An 18,989-nucleotide genomic window follows, 5' to 3' on the forward strand; every position below is an offset into this window, starting at 1 on the left:
GTACTCTACTTTACATACAATGACAAAAGAAGAACTGCTTCATAAAGCTATAAAAATTGCCGACAAGGCACATAAAGGTCAAACCGACAAATACCACGCTCCCTACATCGCCCACGTCATGCGTGTAATGGAATACGGAAAAACCATGGACGAAAAGATTGTAGGCGTCCTTCACGATGTTGTAGAAGATCATCCGGTCGATTTCAGCCTGGATTACCTGAGAAGTGAGGGCTTTCCCGAATACATCATTTTTGCCATCAGCTGTCTTACAAAGTTCGATCCCGAGGAAGATTACGATGATTTTGTAAAAAGAACGGAACGCTCTCCCCTCGCCGTCGCCGTAAAACTCAATGACCTTCGTGATAATATGGATCTGAGAAGGGTCAACCGCGAACTTCTTCCTAAAGATATTAAAAGATTTAATAAATATTTAAAAGCTTATCGTTATCTGATTGATAAATATTAATACAAATGACTAATAACCTCCCTCCTATTTCATCAGCTTACAGATCTAAGCTGATGTCTGCAATTTTCTCAATTTCAATATTTTTCGTTATATATTTTATTTTGATATTAATTTCATTATTAATGATTTTTTTATTGGGATACGGAGCTGTGAAAATTATTATGTTCCATGCGAATTACTTTACTGTCCTGGCTGCATTGGGGTTATTCAGTATCGGGCTTGTTGTTTTTTATTTTTTGATTAAATTTATTTTCATCAGGAATCATTACAGCAACAGACATTTAATTGAAATTGACAGGGGACATCAGCCTGAACTTTTTGCGATCATTGATGAAATTGTACAGGAAACTAAGGTTCAGAAACCTAAACGTGTTTTTCTGTCTCCTGAAGTGAATGCAAGTGTAAGCTACAATTCTGCTTTTTGGAGTATGTTTTTACCGGTAAAAAAGAACCTCACCATCGGAATGGGACTGATAAACTCCACAACAGTCGGAGAATTGAAAACTGTTTTGGCTCATGAATTCGGACATTTTTCACAGAGAAGCATGAAAATCGGAGGGTATGTAAATCAGGCTGAAAAAATTATTTTTGATACGGTTTACAACAATAAAGAATACGAGAATTCTCTGATGAATGGTTCCGGACACTGGGCATTTCAGCTTACAGGAATCGTTTCTGTAGGATTTATTAATGTTTTTCAATATATCTTAAAAATATTTTCTGATTTTTTATTTAAGAATAATGCTTCTTTACGAAGAGAAATGGAATTTCATGCAGATGCAGTTGCTACCTATGTTACGAATCCAAGAGAACAGGTTTCATCTTTATTAAGGCTGGATCTCAGCAGCGTTGCTTTCAACAGTTCGTTCATGTTTTATGCTGAAAGTGAAGAAAAATATTTGCCCGAAAATCTTTTCGAAAACCAGACCTCATTAATGAAGGTTTTTAGTGAAAGAAATAATCACCCATTTGAAAATGATCTTCCAAAAGTTGATCTGGAAGACCAAACAAGGTATAACAAAAGCAGAATTGAGATTGAAGATCAATGGTCATTTCACCCGGAGACCGATAAAAGAATTGAAAAAATCTGGAAAAATGAGACTAAAAACAGACCTGAAAATAATGAATTGGCAAAAAATATTATCCGTGGTTTTGATGATATTTGCAAAGCCTTAACGAAGAAATATTTAACCTTATACAGCGTAAAAAACGTAGGTGAAGTCATCGAAAATAACGAAAGATTCTTAGAACTTTATCATGAGAAATATCCTTATCAGGTAATGAGTTCTTCTTTTAATGGATATTATGAAAGGCATAATCCGGTTTTAGAAGATGTTGATTCCATTATAAATATTTCTTCAGATTCTGCTAAAAATGAGGATTGGTTTAATGATAAAAAAGTATCTCTGGTTCATGAAAAAGCAGGAATTGAAGCGGATCTTTACACCTTAAACCAATTAGCCGCCAATCCGAAAATAATTAAAACATTTAAATGCGATGGCAGACTTTATAAAGCAAAAGAAGCTAAGATTTTAATTCCAAGATTTACAAAAATATTTGAAGATTTAAAGGCAGAACTTCTTGAAAATGATAAAAAGATCTTCAATTATTACTATAATATTGCCGACGATTATGATAAGGAGATTCTGAAAAGCAAGTATAAAAAATTTGCTGTTTTGGATAGTGAATATGAAATTTTTCAGAATTCCATCAATAATTTTGTTCCCCATACCCGGTTTATGTCTGTAACTTTGCCTTTTGAGGAAATTCGCAAATACAGAGCGGTGCTTATAAAAAACGAAAAACCATTCAAAGAAGTTTTAACACATTTCCTCGAAGAATCGGCTTATAAGGACTTTTTAACTATAGAGAATAAAAACTTATTAAAAGAGTTTATAAATTCTGAATACATTTATTTTAATAACAATAAATATCTTGAAAAAGAAGTAAGTGCTTTATATTCTGTTGTCAACGAATACCAGGCAATGATAAGTAAAATATACATCGATTGTAAAGAAGAACTTCTTGATTTTCAGACAAGATTGGAAAAATCTTAATCCGCCCCCGGATAATCATACGTTTTAACAGGATGATTCGTACCGTCGATATTGATATTTAAAGCCAGGTAAACGAAGTGTAGGTTTTTATTTCCTGCCGCTTCAAATTCCCTCTGCCAAAGATATCCCGTTGCAATCCCGAAATAATCGTCGATCTGATAACCGAACCCGCCATATACTCTGTTTCTTGCAAATGTAGGTTTCATCGGGCTTACAAGGAAAATTTCGTCATAGGCATTTGCGAAAACAGTTCCTTTTTTCACTTCTTTTGCATTTAACGGTACGCTGATGTTCAAACGGTAACGGTAACGCATTCTTTGTGAAGATTTGTCTGTTTTAGGCTCATAAAACCAGCTTTTTTCTGCACGAAAACGGTTCTCAAATTTTACAATTCCTTTTTTTACATCGATCACGTCCTGAAGCCAGACACGCAGCTCTTCCCTGCTCAGGCTGTGATTTTTATAATTTACATACCTCCCGATTCCTACGAATGGCTTGTGATTTTTAGTTAAATAATATCCTAATCCTCCTTTTGCTTCATAATAATCAGGGTAAGAATATTCTTCATTTCCGCGCAGCTGTCCTTCTGCATACAGGAAAAATTTGGGATGAAACTTATAGGTGAGCGTCACCGCGTTGAAGCTTGAGATGTGTTCCTGTGCTTTAAAAAAAGTAATACTTAAAAATAAACTAAGTCCTAAAAAGAGTTTCATCAAAAAAAAATTTTTGCAAAAGTAATTGAATTAACAATTTCGTAATATTAACTTTAATTCATTATTAATTAACATTCGCTTAATATTTGATATTGTACGAAAACCCCACGTGGAACCATCTTTTCGGCATTTGCACTCCAAAAGTTTCTGTATATGATGTATTTGTAATGTTGTTGATTAAAATATACAGTGAAAAGTCTTTTTTAACGAAATTTAATTTTCCATCCAGCAAATTATAACTACCAAGATTTACCCTTTCATTATATCTGTACACCAATTCGGCGGTGAAATTTTTAACTAATTTTGTTTCAAGCTTCGCAATGATCTGATGTTTCAGGTTGTCTAAAACGTATCTTGAAACAAACTCATCGGAAGCCGTAAATTTATTTTCCAGATAAGTGTATCCTGCGGTATATTTCAACCAGTTAAAGATTCTGTGGTTAAGTTCTACTTCAATTCCTTTCGTTTCAATTTTCCCGACGTTCTGGGCGTACCAGATCGGATCGTCCAACGTTTTCTTGATCCAGTCAATAGAGTTGTCAGAATTCCTCAAAAATCCACTGATTTTAGCCAAAATTCCCTTATTCTGAAACTGATAGCCAACTTCTGCTGAAACTGCATTTTCCGGTTGCAAATCAGGATTTCCCTGCTCTGTTTTGCTTACATAATACAAATCCGTAAAAGTAGGAACACGAGAGACTTTAGAAATATTTCCATAGATTTTATTGTTTACATTAAAGTTATATCCAACATCTAGTCCCGGGTAGAAAAAATTTCCTTCTTTCGAATAATTGGCCCAGGAAATTCCCGGATTGATATTTAGTTTTTTATCCAATAAAGAAAAATGATGCTCGAAGAAAACCTGAGAAACAAATCGGTTTCTGTCGCCTAAATTATTGCTCGCCAGAAATTCCTTTCTCAGTTCCAACCCGACTCCTGTCGTTCCCAATCCCCATTGATAGCTGGAATTCACCTCTCCTCCCACATTATTTCCGATGTGCATATTCCGGTAGATTTCAGGTTTTTCGCGATTGAAGAGATACATATCCTGTCCTCTTCTCCAATAGATATTCGAGTGAAGCTTCAGGTTTCCAAACGTCTGCTGATGGGCTATACTTACCACAGAAGCCTGCGTTTCTTCGTATTGTTCAGTGGCTTTCGGAGAAGAATAAAAACCGTTTGCCCCGAATTTTTTCTCAGAAAAACCGGCCTGCAACCTGATGTCTCCTTCTTTTATATTTAATTTACTTTGATAAAAAACATTTCGGATCTCATAATCGGTATTGTACATATATCCCTGAGACGAATTGGAATTTGCCTGCAGAGAATTTGAAAATTTTTCATTTCCCAACTGGGCGTTCAAACCAAAACCATAGCTTTCGTAATCTCCTGCTTCAGCACTTATTTTTACCTTTTTTCCGATGTGGATTTTTGTAATTACATTGATGACTCCCGCAAAAGCATTCTGCCCGAACCTTCTTGCTCCGGGACCTTTGATCACTTCTATCCTCTCCACATCATCAAGGTCGATCGGCAGATTCATAGAATTGTGTCCGGTCTGGGAGTCGTTCATTCTGATTCCGTTCAAAAGAAGAAGTATCTGTTCAAAAGAGCTTCCGCGAAAGCCAAGATCACTCTGTACGCCGTTTGCTCCTCTTCTTCTGATATCCATTCCGGGGATCTGCTGAAGAATTTCATCAATGCTTGTTGCCGGAGAATTCTCTATTTCCTCTCTCGTAATAACGGTGATGTTTTGGTTGGCAATTTTGTAAGGGATGGAAATCAGCTTTCCTTGAATTTCAATGGTCTCAATATCAGTTGATTTCTCCTGTGCCTGAGCAAAAAACAAGGCTCCAAGGAAAAATATACTTCCTATTTTTTTAGTCATAAAATCAGAATTATTCTCAATAAGTTTCGCGAGTCCAAAAGTAATGGAGTTCAGGAAGACATACAAATGATAGTTGTCATAAAAAAAGATGCAGCTTTGGAGGCTGCATCTCTTGGGAAAGTAATTAGTAATTTCTTTATCTTTTTCTCATTAAATGTGTAACTAGATCTCTGATTAATTTTCTCATTTCTATATTACATATTTATGAATACAATTTTAAATATTTTTAAAATACAAAACAATACCTTCTTCACAAATTAACATAAAAATTCTAAAATTTAACATTGAAAATTAATAATATGCAATAAATAACATCCTTTGATTGAAAATTGTTTAATTTTTGGCAAAATAAGAAGGCTGTAATTAGGAATCTTTCATTACCAAGCGTATTTCTTGTTTAATATTTTAAGGCAATTATTTGATTTAAAAGTGAATAAAAATAATTTTTAATTTTATGATTTTACAAGATTATTTTATTTAATAAATGATAGTTATTTTAAAAACTGAGCCGTATTTGTGTGTTGTTTTTTCATTTGAACCTAATGTTTTTTTTTAACCTGGTAGGTTTGAGGCCGCATAAATATTCAAATAATTTGTATTGAACTAAATCATAAAAAATCCGCCAAAAATTCGTAATTTTGTTAGTCTTAATTTCACTATGGCTAATACAACAGATATAGATATAAAGAAGCAGATTTTTGTTAAAAACGCACACCTTAACAATCTGAAACACATCGATGTACTCATCCCGAAAAATAAGCTGATCGTCATCACAGGAGTTTCCGGAAGTGGAAAATCTTCATTGGCTTTCGACACTATTTATGCGGAGGGACAGAGAAGATACGTAGAGAGTTTGAGCTCTTATGCACGTCAGTTTTTGGGAAAACTGGAAAAACCGAAAGTTGATGATATTAAAGGACTGGCTCCATCCATTGCGATCCAGCAGAAGGTAATTTCTTCCAATCCGCGTTCTACGGTAGGAACTTCAACGGAAATTTACGATTATATGAAACTTCTTTTTGCAAGAATCGGGAAAACATTTTCTCCGGTTTCGGGGGAAGAAGTGAAAAAAGATTCGGTTTCCGATGTGGTAGATTTTATTAAAACATCAAAAAAAGATACTTCATTTTTACTGACAGCTCCGCTGGAATATGATATTGCTAATTTTGGCGAAAACCTGAATGTCTTAAAGCTGGCAGGTTTCACAAGGCTGGAAATCAACGGAAATGTAGCAGGAATCGAGGATCTGGAAAGTTTTGGCTTTACTCCCGAAAAAGGAATGGAGATCAATCTTGTGATCGACCGTTTTTCTTACGAAGAAGATGAAAGCTTCCTTCAGCGTTTGGCAGATTCTATCCAGATGGCTTTCTATGAAGGTCGCGGATATTGCTCATTAAAAGATGTTGATACCGGGAAAATCAAGGAATTTTCGAATAAATTTGAGCTTGACGGTATAGAATTTCTTGAACCGAATGTTCATTTTTTCAGTTTTAATAATCCTTACGGCGCTTGTCCAACCTGTGAAGGCTACGGAAAAGTAATCGGAATCGATGAAGATCTTGTCGTTCCCAACAAAACATTATCCATTTTTGAAGACGCCGTTGTTTCCTGGAAAGGAGAAAGCATGAGCGAATGGAAAAAAGCTTTCATTAAAAAAGCGAAAGACTTCCCTATTCATAAGCCTTATCATCAATTAAGCAAAGAACAGAAAAGTTATCTTTGGAAAGGTGACGGAAGTTCGAGCTTTCCATCGATCAATAATTTCTTCAAAATGCTTGAAGAAAATTTATACAAAATCCAATATCGTGTAATGCTTTCCAGATATCGCGGAAAAACACTCTGCCCTACCTGCGAAGGCTTGAGATTGCGTGAGGAAACAAGCTGGGTGAAAATCGACGGGCACAATATCCAGTCGATGATCGAGCTTCCTCTGGACGAACTTTCACCTTTGGTAAACAGCTTAAAACTGTCTGAACACGATCAGGAAATTGCTAAAAGATTATTATACGAAATTACAACCCGCCTAGAATTTTTATTAAAAGTCGGATTAGGATATTTAACATTAAACAGAACCTCAAATACGCTTTCCGGTGGTGAAAGCCAGAGAATTAACCTTGCAACGAGTTTGGGAAGTTCTTTGGTAGGATCTATTTATATTCTGGATGAACCTTCCATCGGCCTTCACTCCAGAGATACGGAAAATTTAATTGAAGTTTTGATGAATCTTCGTGACCTCGGAAATACGGTAATCGTTGTAGAACACGATGAAGACGTCATGAAAGCTGCAGATTATATCATCGATATTGGCCCGGAAGCGGGTTATCTAGGTGGTGAACTGGTTTTCGCAGGAGATTATAAAGACCTGAAAGATGCAGATACTTTGACATCGAAATACCTTACAGGAAGACTTGAAATTGAAGTTCCGAAAAAGAGAAGAGGTGCCAAAGAATGGATCAATATAAAAGGAGCCCGACAAAATAACCTTAAAAACATTGATGTGGATGTTCCTCTGGAAAATCTGGTGGTGATTTCCGGGGTTTCAGGAAGTGGAAAATCTACTTTAATGAAGGAAATCCTTACGAATGATATTCAGATTCAGTTGGGAATGGGCGGTAAAAAAGGTGATTACGATTCTGTGGACTTTCCGAAAAAATTAATTAAAAATATTGAATTAATTGATCAGAACCCGATCGGAAAATCTTCAAGATCCAATCCGGTAACGTATTTGAAAGCTTATGACGACATCAGAGACCTGTTTGCCAAGCAGAAAGTTGCAAAAATGATGGGTTACAAGCCAAAGCATTTCTCCTTCAACGTCGATGGCGGAAGATGCGATGAATGTAAAGGGGAAGGCGTTATTAATGTTTCGATGCAGTTCATGGCAGATATCGAGCTGGAATGTGAAGTTTGTAAAGGCACACGTTTCAAGAGCGAAATTCTCGAAGTGAGATATGACGAGAAAAATATTTCCGATATTCTTCACATGACGGTAGATAATGCTTTGGAGTTCTTTAAAGATAATCATGAAGAAAAAATCGTGACCAAATTAAGACCTCTGCAGGAAGTTGGCTTAGGATATCTTCAGTTGGGACAGAGCTCCTCTACCCTTTCCGGAGGTGAAGCCCAGCGTGTGAAACTGGCATCATTCCTTGTAAAAGGTGTTACGACGGATAAGACATTATTCATTTTTGATGAACCTTCAACGGGGCTGCATTTCCATGATATTCAAAAATTACTGAAATCTTTGCAGGCTCTGATCGATCTTGGTCACTCCGTGATTGTCATTGAACATCAGCCGGATATCATCAAATGTGCAGACTATATCATCGACATTGGTCCTGAAGCCGGAAAACACGGCGGCGAAGTTGTTTTCGCAGGAACACCGGAAGATTTGGTTAAAAATAAAAAATCTCACACAGCGAAATATATTAAAGAAAAGCTGGGGAAATAAAATAAAGAGAGTCAAAACGACTCTCTTTTTATTTAAACACAAATAGCTCTAATTTTTCACAAATAGCACGATTTAAAATTTGTGTGTATCCGTGCAAAATACTTGTGTCATTAGTGTTTAAAAATTATACAAAAACGGACTCTCTTTTATATAACTTCTGTCGCCAATCTGCGAAACCAGAAATTCAGAGAGATCTGTTGCGCTGATATTTTCACCTTTACAGTCTTCCAGGCTTGTTTCGGTTTTAAAGCTTTCGGTTGTTAAATTGATTAAAGGAAGCCGTACCAACGTCCAGTCCAGATTACTTTCTGCAAGAATTTCGTATTCTTTTTGCTTATCTGTCGTAGTTTCGGGATAGTTCTGATACATCCAGTCGGTAGCCATTTTTACCTTTCCGTTTTTATGGTCTTTGGACGTGTTGACACTTAAACCTGTGGTTACGATATACCTTTTTATTCCGTTACTATTCATGGCGTTAATGATATTTTTCGCAGCGTCACTGAAGATCGATTTCTCACCTTTCGGCTGCCCTAGTGTACTGATCACAACATCACAACCCTGAACGAGATCTTTGATGGATTCAAAATTTCGTGCATCGCCTTTCACAACTTCTATTAAAGGGTTTTGAAGCGTAAAATTATCAGGATTTCTCAGTAATAATTTAATGGAATAATTTTTATCCAAAAGATGTTGAACAAGATATTTTCCGGATTTTCCGGTTCCGCCGATTACGGCTACTTTATTTATTTTCATGTGATTTCTCTTTATAATTGTTTGTAAAGCAAGACCACGCAAATGACCAATTCATTCTGCTGTCTTGCTATAAATAAAAGATTGACAGGGTTCATGAATTTGAACCTTAGATTTTCAAGCATAAAATGCTGCCTGAAATTTTAGATGATATTTATAAAGAGATTTTGATGAGATAAATGTAAGAATTTTTTTTATTGCATTAATAATTTAACCACACTTAATACAAATTTAAAAAGACAAAAAACGATGAATCCCTTTGTAGAAGCCAGCTACATGAAAAAATGATATTCTCAAACTTATCCACAAAAAAATGTGGATAACGTGTGAATTTTAACATTTAATTATTGTTTATATGATTTTTATTGTCTACATTTACTATGTAATAATTACTGAAGTGGAAACATATTTTGCTTTTTTCAGTTTTGAAATCGCAATTAAATTTATAAAAATTTAAGCACAGCATTGTCGGCTGTGCTTTTTTATTGTTGTCTAATTAAAAAAATGAGATGTTTTTATCTACTGAATCCGCTCCTAAAGAGCGGATTCTTTCATCTCCTTCCCTTTTCAGCTATTTTTCCCGATTAAATCTTTAACTTTATATCAATAATGGCCTCATAGTTCAATGGATAGAATAGAAGTTTCCTAAACTTTAGATCCAGGTTCGATTCCTGGTGGGGCTACAAATGTCAATGGAGAATGGGCAATTTTAATTAAAAGACTGTTTATAGCTCAAAGGCGTCATATTTGTTTTCTTTTTAAATAATTTATTGAAAGACTGCGAATGTTCAAACCCCAGCTGATAAGCTACTTCCGAGACGGAAAAGCTTGTGGTGGTCAAATATTCCTTTGCTTTTTCAATCAGCTTTTCGTGAATGTGCTGCTGCGCATTTTGTCCGGTAAGATTTCTAAGCATATCACTCAGATAATGGGGAGAAAGATTAAGCTCTGAAGCCAGAAATTCTACCGTAGGAAGCCCTTTTGTCAAGGTTTTCTGCTGGTTGAAATAATCTTCCAGAAGATGTTCCATTTTAGAAAGAAGGTCGTTGTTGACCACTTTTCTGGTGATGAATTGTCTTTTGTAAAAACGGTTGCTGTAGTTTAACAAAACTTCAATATATGAGATGATAACGTCCTGACTTATCTCATCAATAGCCGTATTGAGCTCATCATTAATATTATTCAGCAATCCTACTATTAAAGTTTTTTCTTTATCGGATAAATGCAAAGCTTCATTCGTATCGTAAGAAAAGAAGCCATATTTCTTTATATTTTTCGCCAAAGGATAATTCCGCAAAAAATCCTGATGAATAAATAAAGTATAGCCATGATATTCTGAATCTTCCTCCGTAGAAAGTACCTGATTGGGAGCCGTAAACATCATTCCGCCTTCATTGAAATCATAATATCCCTGTCCGTATCCCATCTTCCCGTTCTCGGAAAATTTATAGGAAATCTTAAAAAAACTCAACGTAAAGCTTCGGTCGAGATAGGTTTTATCTACACTTATTTCCGTATTATCCACCAGACTGATCAGCGGATGAAGCGGCTTCGGCACATTCAGAATCTGATGAAGCTCTGAAATGGTTGTGATTTTCAACGGAGAATTGTCTTTCTTTTCCATAATTTAAAGGTACAAAAATTAAGTTGGAGGGTTGGAAGGTATTAGGATTTGAGAGTTTACCAGATAAATTATAATCACTCTCTCTGACTCTAATACTCTCCCACTCTCAAACCCGAACCTCGTATCTCGATTAAATAAACTGTTTCCCAAACTCTTCTCTGAAAGCTTCAGCGCCCATTTCCAGACGTTGTGCATACAATGCTTTTGCGTCTTCTCCTGCGATATATCTTAATTGTTTTTTGCCGTCTGTTGCAGCTTCGTAAACCACTTCAGCGATAGTTTCCGGCTCAGATGCACCTTCCATTATCGATTCTGTGTTGGAGAACATGCTATCGATCATTTCCTGATATTCAGGTTTTGTTCCGGTGTCTAAAGAACGGCTGATAAAATCGGTTTTAATACCTCCGGGAGAAACGGTTTTTATATCAATTCCGAATTTATTTAATTCAAAACTAAGACTTTCGCTCCATCCTTCCAACGCCCATTTTGTAGCGTGATACGTAGAACTCAAAGGGAATGCAAGCAATCCGCCGATAGAAGTTGTTGTAATGAACATTCCGCTTTTCTTTTCTCTGAAATAAGGAATAAATTCTTTTGTGACACGAATTACCCCTAATAAATTGGTATCCAATTGCTTTAAAATTTGATCGTCTTCCAACGCTTCCAATGGGCCGATCAAACCGTACCCTGCATTATTAAAAACCACATCGATATCGCTGATTTCCAATGCTTTTTTTACGTTTGACTGAATTTGTTCCATACTTGTCACATCCAATGGAAGAAGCGTCACATTTTCCAGTTGGGTCAATTCTGTTTCTGCTTGGGGATTTCTCATTGTTGCGATGACATTCCATCCTCTGCTTTGAAATAATTTTGCTGCTGCTTTTCCTAGTCCTGTTGAGGCACCTGTGATGAAAATTGTTTTCATTTTTTTATTGTTTTAAAATTACATGACAAAGGTCTGCACTTGGGAAAAGAATAGAGTTGCCAAAACGGATATTGATGTAGCCAAAATGAAAGAATTGTTTTTTAACCACAAAAGACACATAAGCATAAAAAAATTCACCAAATGTTCCTGATAAAATCTTTTTGACTTCTCAGGTTAAATTTTATGAAGCTTTAAAAAGTCCGTAACTTTAAGCATTATCAATCCAATTAAAATATATTATTATGAAAATGAAACAAATCTGGGGAAACCTCGCGATCACAGACATTGAGCAGACAACCAAGTTTTATACCGCGCTGGGTTTTAAACCAAATGGCGAAATGAATTCTAAGGAACTAATCAGTTTTTCTTGTGGTGAAAATAATTTTATCATTAATTTTTTCCTGAAAGATGTCCTTGAAAACAATACCAAAACCCAATTTTCAGACTTAAAAAACGGTAATGAAATTATCTTTAGCCTTTCCGCAGAAAGCAGGGATCAGGTAAATGAATGGGTGGAAATTGTAAAAAATGCCGGCGGAAAAATTTCCGTTGAACCTTATGAAATCGGTGAAGGATATACTTTTGTGTTTTCCGATCCGGATGGGCATAAATTCAATGTGCTATACTGGCCGGGAATGTAGGATGTAAAAGATTTGTCATTCCATAAGAATCTGGATACTGTTGTATAGATTCCTGTGGAATGACAAAAATTTAGAAAAAAATTAAACTTAAAAACTGATTATTTATCCAATTGAAGGGCAAGTTTTCGATATTTATTGAAGAAAATAAACACTACAATAAGGATCATAATTAAAGTAATATTGGCAACGCCCAATAAAACCTGGCTTTTTACGGCATATAAATTGGCAAAACTATAGCTTACCAAAGAGCTGATGATGTATAAAACACCTCCCGTTAATCCGCTCGCAATTCCGGCATTTTTTGTAAAACGGCTTAAACAGTACGCATAAACCACATTAAAGGTAAATCCTCCCGCCATATGAATTCCGATGGTGAAACCGACCAAAGTGAAAATATTGGTACCAAAAGGAACGGTTCCGATCATTAACACTACTAAAATAATCTGTATGGAAATTGCTGTGATCACTTTCTGAGCCAGCGGTTTATTAATCATCGATTTTGCGATAATTCCACCCGTCATTAATGATAATCCGGACAATAATGAGCTGTATCCCGTTGCCACTGAAGAATAACCCAAAACTCTTTCAATAATAAACGGACTCGACAGACTGTACACTACAACCAGCCCAAAGCTGATTCCTAAAATGATAATTCCTAAGGTAAAATCCGGAGTTTTTATTTTTCCGACATACGTTTCTGTGATGGTTTTTACTTTAAACGGATGATAATATTTTAAGGTTTCCCCACTGTAGATTAATTCTAAAACTAAAAAAGCCAACGATAAAATTCCCAGGAAATAAAAATTGGAACGCCATCCGAAAAGATCCTGAAGATATCCTCCCAAAAACGGAGCTAAAATCGGAGCTGAAGCCCAGATAATTGAAAATAGGCTGATGTAATTTTTCAGTTTTTCACCGGAATAAAGATCCACAAAATAAGCCCTTTTTCCGACAACGATGAAGGCAATGGCAATTCCCTGGATGATTCTCATCACGTAAATCAGGTAAATATTCGGAACGAGAGCAATCATAAAACTGGTGATGGAAAATACAGCCAATGAAGCCACAGCAACCTTGTAACGACCAAAACTATCGATAATGCTTCCGATAAAAATCTGACTGATCCCGTTGCTGAACATAAATAAAACCAAAGAAAGCTGAATTGCCGCCGAAGAAACATGCAGATCTTTCGCCATCGAAGGCAATGAAGGTAAATAAATATCCGTTGCAAATCCCGATAACGGAATTAAGCCAAGAGCAAGAAATGTGCTAAAACCCTTATGATTAGTGTCTAAATTTCTCATATATATTGTATTAATTATTCAATTAAAAAAAAGACCAATCGGTCTATATTTGGGCAAAAAATTTTAAATCAAATAAGATTCAAAATCTTTTTTTATTGTTTCGATGATGGTAGAAATCACTTCATCATTATCCATGATTCTTCTGCACATAATTGCGCCCTCGATCATCGCAAAAGCTTTAGTACTGAATACTTTCACGTCAATATCTTTTGACACTTCATTATTCGAAATTCCAAATTCAAGAATTCCTGCGATCCTGTTTCTGGCAGAGGAAATCGACTGATTCACCCTTTGTTTGATCTCAGGATGCGTGTCATCTGCCTCGATCCCGAAATTGAGAATAGGACACCCTCCGGAAAGACTTTTATTTTCGTAAACATCCAGCAGATTATCAAGCTTTTCTTTGGCTGTTTTTCCCTTGGTTACAGCTTCATTCAGCCTTCCGGCCAAAGTAGACGAAAGATAAGAATAAGCTTCTTTACAGATCTCGTCTTTGCTTTCAAAGTTGCCGTAAATCCCGCCTTTTGCCAGCTTGGTCGCTTCCATGATGTCCGACATTGAAGTTCCTGCCATTCCTTTTTTATTAATGATAGGAGCTGCAGTTTCAATGATGAATTGTTTGGTTCTTTCGGCTTTGCTCATGATAAATGATTTTGATTCTGCAAATTTAGACCGTTCGGTTTAAAAATCCAAATATTTTTTCAAAAACTTTAATTTTCAGCGATTTAATGCGGGAAATTCAAGTAGTAAAAGTCTGTTTAAATTAACTGAAAAATTCAACCATAAAAGCTCAAACAAATTCTAATTAAAAAAACCGAAGACTCAAAAGAATCTTCGGTAAAAATTTGCTAAATATTACTGAAATTAAATTACGATTTCAAGGTCCAGATAGAACCGTTTTTGGTGGTCAGCTTTTCCAGAGTTCCTTTAGCGGCAAGCTCATTCAGAAGTTGCTCGCTTTCTTTTCTTGGTGTTCCGGACAATTCTGAAAATTCTTTTGCGGTAAGAGAATTGTACTTTGCAAAAAGACTTTCCCAAGTTTTAGAATATTCAGATTTTTTTGTCTCCGAATTTACTCTAAGGATCGCTGTTTCGTAGAATGCATAAGGTTTTGAGCCATACACAATTTCCTTACTTCCCGCTCCGTTGGTAAAGAACATCGTAGGAAAACCACGAACGCCCATTTCTCTGGCCAGTTTCAGATCTTCCTGGAAAAGTTCTTTTCCTTTTCCTTCATAATCTGATTTCAACTGATCTGCATTAAGGCCTACTTTTTTAGCTGCAGCAGCGATATTATCCCATTTTGCGATGTTTATTTTCTTTAAAAATACCATTTCACGAAGTTCTCTCATGAATTCAATAGCCTTCGTTTTATCCTGCATCTGCGCTGCTTTGAAAGCAATAGATGGCGGATATGATGAATCCAGAGGATCCTGCAACCATACATCACCGTCGATCGGCATATCGTAATAGTGGCTCACTTCGTCCCAATGGTGCGCTACGTCAGAAGGCTTGCTTATTCCGCCGCTGTTGTAGCTCCAATCCGGAAGAAGTCCTCCCATTCTGTATTCTATGTCTACGTTGTTTCCGTATTCCAGTTTTAGTTTTCTCAGCTGAGGCTCGATTCCCCAGCAGGAAGAGCAGATAGGATCTGTAAAATAAATAACTTTTACAGGCTTTTCATTAGCTTTTACATTGATATCCCCGATTTCAGTTTTTTCTCCGGGTACTTCACAAATTCCTGTAGCAGGATCACATAATAGTGGGTTTGATGTCTTGTTCTCCATTTTTTTACTTTTACCGTTCTGTCCATTGCAGCTCGCTAAAGCCGCAGTAAGGAAAATGAATGTCAGTATTTTGTAGTTTATCATTTTTTGTGATGATAAGATTATTAATACTATTTTATCTTACCACAAAACTAACATTTGATTTTTAAATACTAATTATGGGTTTACTTTTAGAAACCAGTTTCCTCGAGGAAACTAACTTACTTAATTTTTTATAAATTTACAAAATCAAAAAATAAAGGTCTGAATCATGAAAAAGGAAGCCAACGTTAATACAACATTGATATGTAAAAACAGGATGAATGCTATAAAAGATGCAATGGAAATCCTATCCGGAAAGTGGAAGTTCCATATTTTAGGGACATTAATGCAGGGCGAAAAAATGCGATTTATGGATTTATTGCGCGAAATCGACGGTATTGCTGCCAAAATGCTTTCCAAAGAACTGCAGGACATGGAAATCAACCATCTCATCAATCGTACGGTATTGAATACGAAGCCTGTAACGGTAGAATATGAAGTTACCGAGTACGGAAAAACCATCGAACCCATCATCGACGAAATCGCAAAATGGGGCATTGAATACAGAAGATCTTTGTATCAAAAATAAAAAACCGGCACATAAAACTGCCGGTATAGAAAAAACAAAAATTGATATGGATATGATTAGATATGTGTTTTTTCTTGATTGAATATTTTTACTGGGACAAATTTATATTTATTTAGAATTAATAAAAATAATAATGAAATGACATTTGTCACCTTTTGATGAAAACTTTAATTTTAACCACAATAGAGATAAAAACTATTTTTCAGTGTAATAATGAACTTAAATAATCAATGTGCTAAATCTTTAGCCTCTTTTGTGGTTAAAATAAAAGTAAATACATTCATTAAATTCTCGTCAGCTGATCCAGTTTTTTTAAAAGTGCAGGTATTCTGAAGGCTCCGTGCATCGCCTCTACTTTTGGTTTGATTTCATCAACATCCATTCCGATTGCCGTTAAAAATAATGGTGTTTTGCTTTCTCCACGGTAGATTGACCTTCTTCGGGAATCCGGGGAGTTAAATTCATTCTTTGCAATCCCGATGACAGGATATTTTTGGTCTAAAGCTTCATACAGATAGCCTCCCAACCCTATTTTGCCCTCGTCATTTAAAGTGACATATCCGTCGACGATGATGATGTCTCCGGTTGTAAGCTGGATCTTTTTAAGCAAACTCAAAATGCAGGGAAGTTCTCTTTTGTAAAAGGCGCCGCTTTCATACTCTGAGGTGATATTTGTCTTTTCACTGAAAATTTCAGCTTCATTTTCGGAATTCCAGTTTTCAAAAGCGATACAGATCGTATTGGCATAATCCTCAAAGTAATACGTATCAAATGCGTAAATCATTTTTTAGTTGATAGTTTCTGTTATTTATTAAAAAACTCCCCGAAATGCCACAAAATTCCTGCAGGATCATGCACGAAACACTCTTTTCCCCAATCCATCGTTCTTATGGGAGTTAATCTTGCACTTTTGTATTTTTCAGTAAGATTTAAACCTAAAAGTTCCTGCCAGAATGCTTCAACATTTTCTACTTCAATGAAAAGCATGGTATTATCGATCCAGTCTTTTACGTAGGCATCCTGAAGGTAGAACGCGATTTCCTGTTTTTTGAATACCGATAATTTGGTGTCTAAAATAACTTCTTCAAAGCCCAAATCTTTATAAAAATTTCTGCTTTCCTCAAAATTTTCGGAACCGATAAACGGGCGGATTGATTTTACGTTTTGTTTCATGATTATTTATTTTTCCAGTTGTTATAAGTCATTTCAAATTTTATTTCACCTTTTCCGTGAGTTCCGGTTTCTTTCCAGCCGGATTTCCTGTAAAAATTTTCTGCTCTGGTCTTGGGTGCAGTTCCCAGCCAGACGGTTTCTTTGGTCTGCTCAAAATACCAGTCGAGCATTGTATCATGAAGTTTTCTTCCGATGCCCTGCTTTTCAAAACCGGGATCCAGAAACAAAGCCCAGATGTTTTTTTCTTTTAAATCCACAATCGAAAATCCGACAATCTGATCATCAATTTCATATACCCAGCCTTTTCCTCTTTCAAATAAAAACTCTTCGCAATCTTTATCGGTAACTAAATTGGGATCAGACAAAGTATTTTCTTTGACTGAATTTCGCACTTTCTGTATCTGCGGAATATCTTCTAATCGGGCTTCTCGAATCATTTTAAATTAATTTTTAATAAACATAAAAAGGCAAATTGCATCGTTACAAATTTGCCTTTTCAATATTCTGTTTTGTATGAGTTATTTGTGATCTACTACAATTCTTTCCGGTCTGTTTGCCAGTTCCCACGCGGTTGTGAACACAAGCTGCGTTCTTTTTTCAAGAAGTTTATAGTCGATTTTTTCTACGTCATCTGTAGGTTTGTGATAATCTTCATGAATTCCGTCGAAGAAAAATGCGACAGGAATATTATTTTTAGCAAAATTGTAATGGTCTGATCTGTAATACAATCTTTGAGGATCGTTTGGATCGTCATACTTATAATTCAGTTCAAGGTTGTTTGTTTTTTTATTGGCCGCTTCATTGATTACTTTCAGCTGAGAGCTTAACATCTCGGAACCAATCACATAGACATACTGTTTTCCTCTGTTTTCCGGATCATCGCGACCGATCATGTCGATATTTAAATCCACAATGGTATTAGCCAAAGGGAAAACCGGATTATCCGTGTAAAATTCAGAGCCGAACAAGCCGTGTTCTTCACCTGTCACGTGCAGGAATAAAATTGATCTTTTCGGACCTTTTCCTGCCTTTTTAGCAGCCTGGAAAGCCTTTGCAATTTCCATTACCGCTACGGTTCCGCTTCCGTCGTCATCGGCGCCGTTGTACACTACTCCATTTTTAGTTCCTACGTGATCGTAATGTCCTGAGATCACAACGACTTCTTCAGGCTTTTCACTTCCTTCTATGAAAGCCAGAATGTTTTCAGAATCAGGAAGAGTTTCGCCACCGCGCTGCTTCATATAATCTGAAGGAACTTTTTGATAATAGGATCCAAGAGCCTTCGGATAACCGATTCCTAAGCTTTTATAATAATTAACCATATACTCTCCCGCCTTCTTCTGTCCGGGGCTTCCGGTGTCTCTGCCTCCCATTTCGTCAGAAGCAATTACGTATAAGTTTTTCTTTAAATCATCTGCTTTAATCTCCTTGTATGCAGAAAGAAACGCTTTGTCACCCTTTACGACGGATGAAGTAGTATTTGCTGCATCTGTAGAAGTTTTTGCCGTTCCGCAACTTACCAGTAAGGCTATTGAAAATAGCGGGATAAATAGTTTTTTCATTTAAAAATAATTTGCTTAAAAATAACAAAATTTAT

General features: G+C 35.9%; 17 protein-coding genes and 1 tRNA gene. 6 read left to right on the forward strand and 12 right to left on the reverse strand.

Going from position 1 to position 18,989, the window contains the following annotated elements; translation table 11 throughout:
• Positions 1–19: 19 nt before the first annotated feature.
• On the forward strand, positions 20–466 hold the full coding sequence (locus BMX24_RS07020; protein WP_089791325.1) for a phosphohydrolase: 447 nt from the start codon (positions 20–22) through the stop codon (positions 464–466).
• A gap of 122 nt (positions 467–588) precedes the next feature.
• Positions 589–2,523, forward strand: coding sequence for a M48 family metallopeptidase (locus BMX24_RS07025; RefSeq protein WP_228404715.1), 1,935 nt, complete (start codon positions 589–591; stop codon positions 2,521–2,523).
• On the opposite strand, the gene BMX24_RS07030 is transcribed toward BMX24_RS07025, so the two are convergent.
• Together BMX24_RS07030 and BMX24_RS07035 are read right to left on the reverse strand one after the other, a co-directional pair.
• Positions 2,520–3,236 carry a DUF2490 domain-containing protein gene (locus tag BMX24_RS07030; RefSeq protein ID WP_089791327.1) on the reverse strand — a complete coding sequence of 239 codons (717 nt, stop codon included), beginning with the start codon at positions 3,234–3,236 and terminating at the stop codon, positions 2,520–2,522. The genes BMX24_RS07025 and BMX24_RS07030 overlap by 4 nt on opposite strands.
• A 79-nt stretch (positions 3,237–3,315) precedes the next feature.
• Positions 3,316–5,124 carry a TonB-dependent receptor plug domain-containing protein gene (locus BMX24_RS07035; protein ID WP_089791328.1) on the reverse strand — a complete coding sequence of 603 codons (1,809 nt, stop codon included), beginning with the start codon at positions 5,122–5,124 and terminating at the stop codon, positions 3,316–3,318.
• A 658-nt stretch (positions 5,125–5,782) separates the two neighbouring features.
• Here BMX24_RS07035 and uvrA point away from each other — a divergent pair.
• Positions 5,783–8,575 carry an excinuclease ABC subunit UvrA gene (gene uvrA, locus BMX24_RS07040; protein WP_089791329.1) on the forward strand — a complete coding sequence of 931 codons (2,793 nt, stop codon included), beginning with the start codon at positions 5,783–5,785 and terminating at the stop codon, positions 8,573–8,575.
• Between the two features lie 117 nt (positions 8,576–8,692).
• On the opposite strand, the gene BMX24_RS07045 is transcribed toward uvrA, so the two are convergent.
• Positions 8,693–9,328 carry an NAD(P)-dependent oxidoreductase gene (locus BMX24_RS07045; RefSeq protein ID WP_089791330.1) on the reverse strand — a complete coding sequence of 212 codons (636 nt, stop codon included), beginning with the start codon at positions 9,326–9,328 and terminating at the stop codon, positions 8,693–8,695.
• A 608-nt stretch (positions 9,329–9,936) separates the two neighbouring features.
• Between BMX24_RS07045 and BMX24_RS07050 the strand changes: the two genes are divergently transcribed.
• A tRNA-Arg gene (locus tag BMX24_RS07050) sits at positions 9,937–10,008 on the forward strand.
• A 26-nt stretch (positions 10,009–10,034) separates the two neighbouring features.
• Here BMX24_RS07050 and BMX24_RS07055 read toward each other — a convergent pair.
• Both BMX24_RS07055 and BMX24_RS07060 read right to left on the reverse strand, forming a co-directional pair.
• The gene (locus BMX24_RS07055) at positions 10,035–10,949 is read right to left on the reverse strand and encodes a helix-turn-helix domain-containing protein (protein WP_089791331.1); all 915 of its coding nucleotides are present in this window, start codon (positions 10,947–10,949) and stop codon (positions 10,035–10,037) included.
• Between the two features lie 130 nt (positions 10,950–11,079).
• Entirely contained in the window at positions 11,080–11,877 is a 798-nt protein-coding gene (locus BMX24_RS07060; protein ID WP_089791332.1) for an SDR family oxidoreductase, read from the reverse strand.
• 242 nt (positions 11,878–12,119) lie between these two features.
• Here BMX24_RS07060 and BMX24_RS07065 point away from each other — a divergent pair, with 242 nt between their 5' ends.
• The gene (locus tag BMX24_RS07065; protein WP_089791333.1) at positions 12,120–12,518 is read left to right on the forward strand and encodes a VOC family protein; all 399 of its coding nucleotides are present in this window, start codon (positions 12,120–12,122) and stop codon (positions 12,516–12,518) included.
• A gap of 98 nt (positions 12,519–12,616) precedes the next feature.
• Here the strand turns inward: BMX24_RS07065 and BMX24_RS07070 are convergent, their stop codons facing one another.
• The 3 genes from BMX24_RS07070 to BMX24_RS07080 all read right to left on the reverse strand — a co-directional run bounded on the left by BMX24_RS07070 (position 12,617) and on the right by BMX24_RS07080 (position 15,609).
• Positions 12,617–13,822, reverse strand: coding sequence for an MFS transporter (locus BMX24_RS07070; protein ID WP_089791334.1), 1,206 nt, complete (start codon positions 13,820–13,822; stop codon positions 12,617–12,619).
• A 63-nt stretch (positions 13,823–13,885) separates the two neighbouring features.
• Entirely contained in the window at positions 13,886–14,464 is a 579-nt protein-coding gene (locus tag BMX24_RS07075; protein ID WP_089791335.1) for a TetR/AcrR family transcriptional regulator, read from the reverse strand.
• 227 nt (positions 14,465–14,691) lie between these two features.
• Entirely contained in the window at positions 14,692–15,609 is a 918-nt protein-coding gene (locus tag BMX24_RS07080) for a ClpXP adapter SpxH family protein (protein WP_089792805.1), read from the reverse strand.
• A gap of 250 nt (positions 15,610–15,859) precedes the next feature.
• Between BMX24_RS07080 and BMX24_RS07085 the strand changes: the two genes are divergently transcribed.
• Positions 15,860–16,219 (forward strand): winged helix-turn-helix transcriptional regulator, encoded by a 360-nt coding sequence (locus BMX24_RS07085; RefSeq protein WP_089791336.1) that lies wholly within the window; start codon positions 15,860–15,862, stop codon positions 16,217–16,219.
• Between the two features lie 283 nt (positions 16,220–16,502).
• On the opposite strand, the gene BMX24_RS07090 is transcribed toward BMX24_RS07085, so the two are convergent.
• The 4 genes from BMX24_RS07090 to BMX24_RS07105 form a co-directional block, all read right to left on the reverse strand.
• Complete coding sequence (locus tag BMX24_RS07090) at positions 16,503–17,003, reverse strand: endonuclease V (protein WP_089791337.1); 501 nt, start codon at positions 17,001–17,003, stop codon at positions 16,503–16,505.
• Positions 17,004–17,023: 20 nt separating this feature from the next.
• Entirely contained in the window at positions 17,024–17,392 is a 369-nt protein-coding gene (locus BMX24_RS07095) for a VOC family protein (RefSeq protein WP_089791338.1), read from the reverse strand.
• A 2-nt stretch (positions 17,393–17,394) separates the two neighbouring features.
• Entirely contained in the window at positions 17,395–17,829 is a 435-nt protein-coding gene (locus tag BMX24_RS07100) for a GNAT family N-acetyltransferase (protein ID WP_089791339.1), read from the reverse strand.
• 81 nt (positions 17,830–17,910) lie between these two features.
• Entirely contained in the window at positions 17,911–18,954 is a 1,044-nt protein-coding gene (locus BMX24_RS07105) for a M28 family metallopeptidase (RefSeq protein WP_089791340.1), read from the reverse strand.
• Positions 18,955–18,989: the final 35 nt, after the last annotated feature.

The sequence above is a fragment of the Chryseobacterium wanjuense genome, assembly GCF_900111495.1.
GTDB classification, from domain to species: Bacteria; Bacteroidota; Bacteroidia; order Flavobacteriales; family Weeksellaceae; genus Chryseobacterium; species Chryseobacterium wanjuense.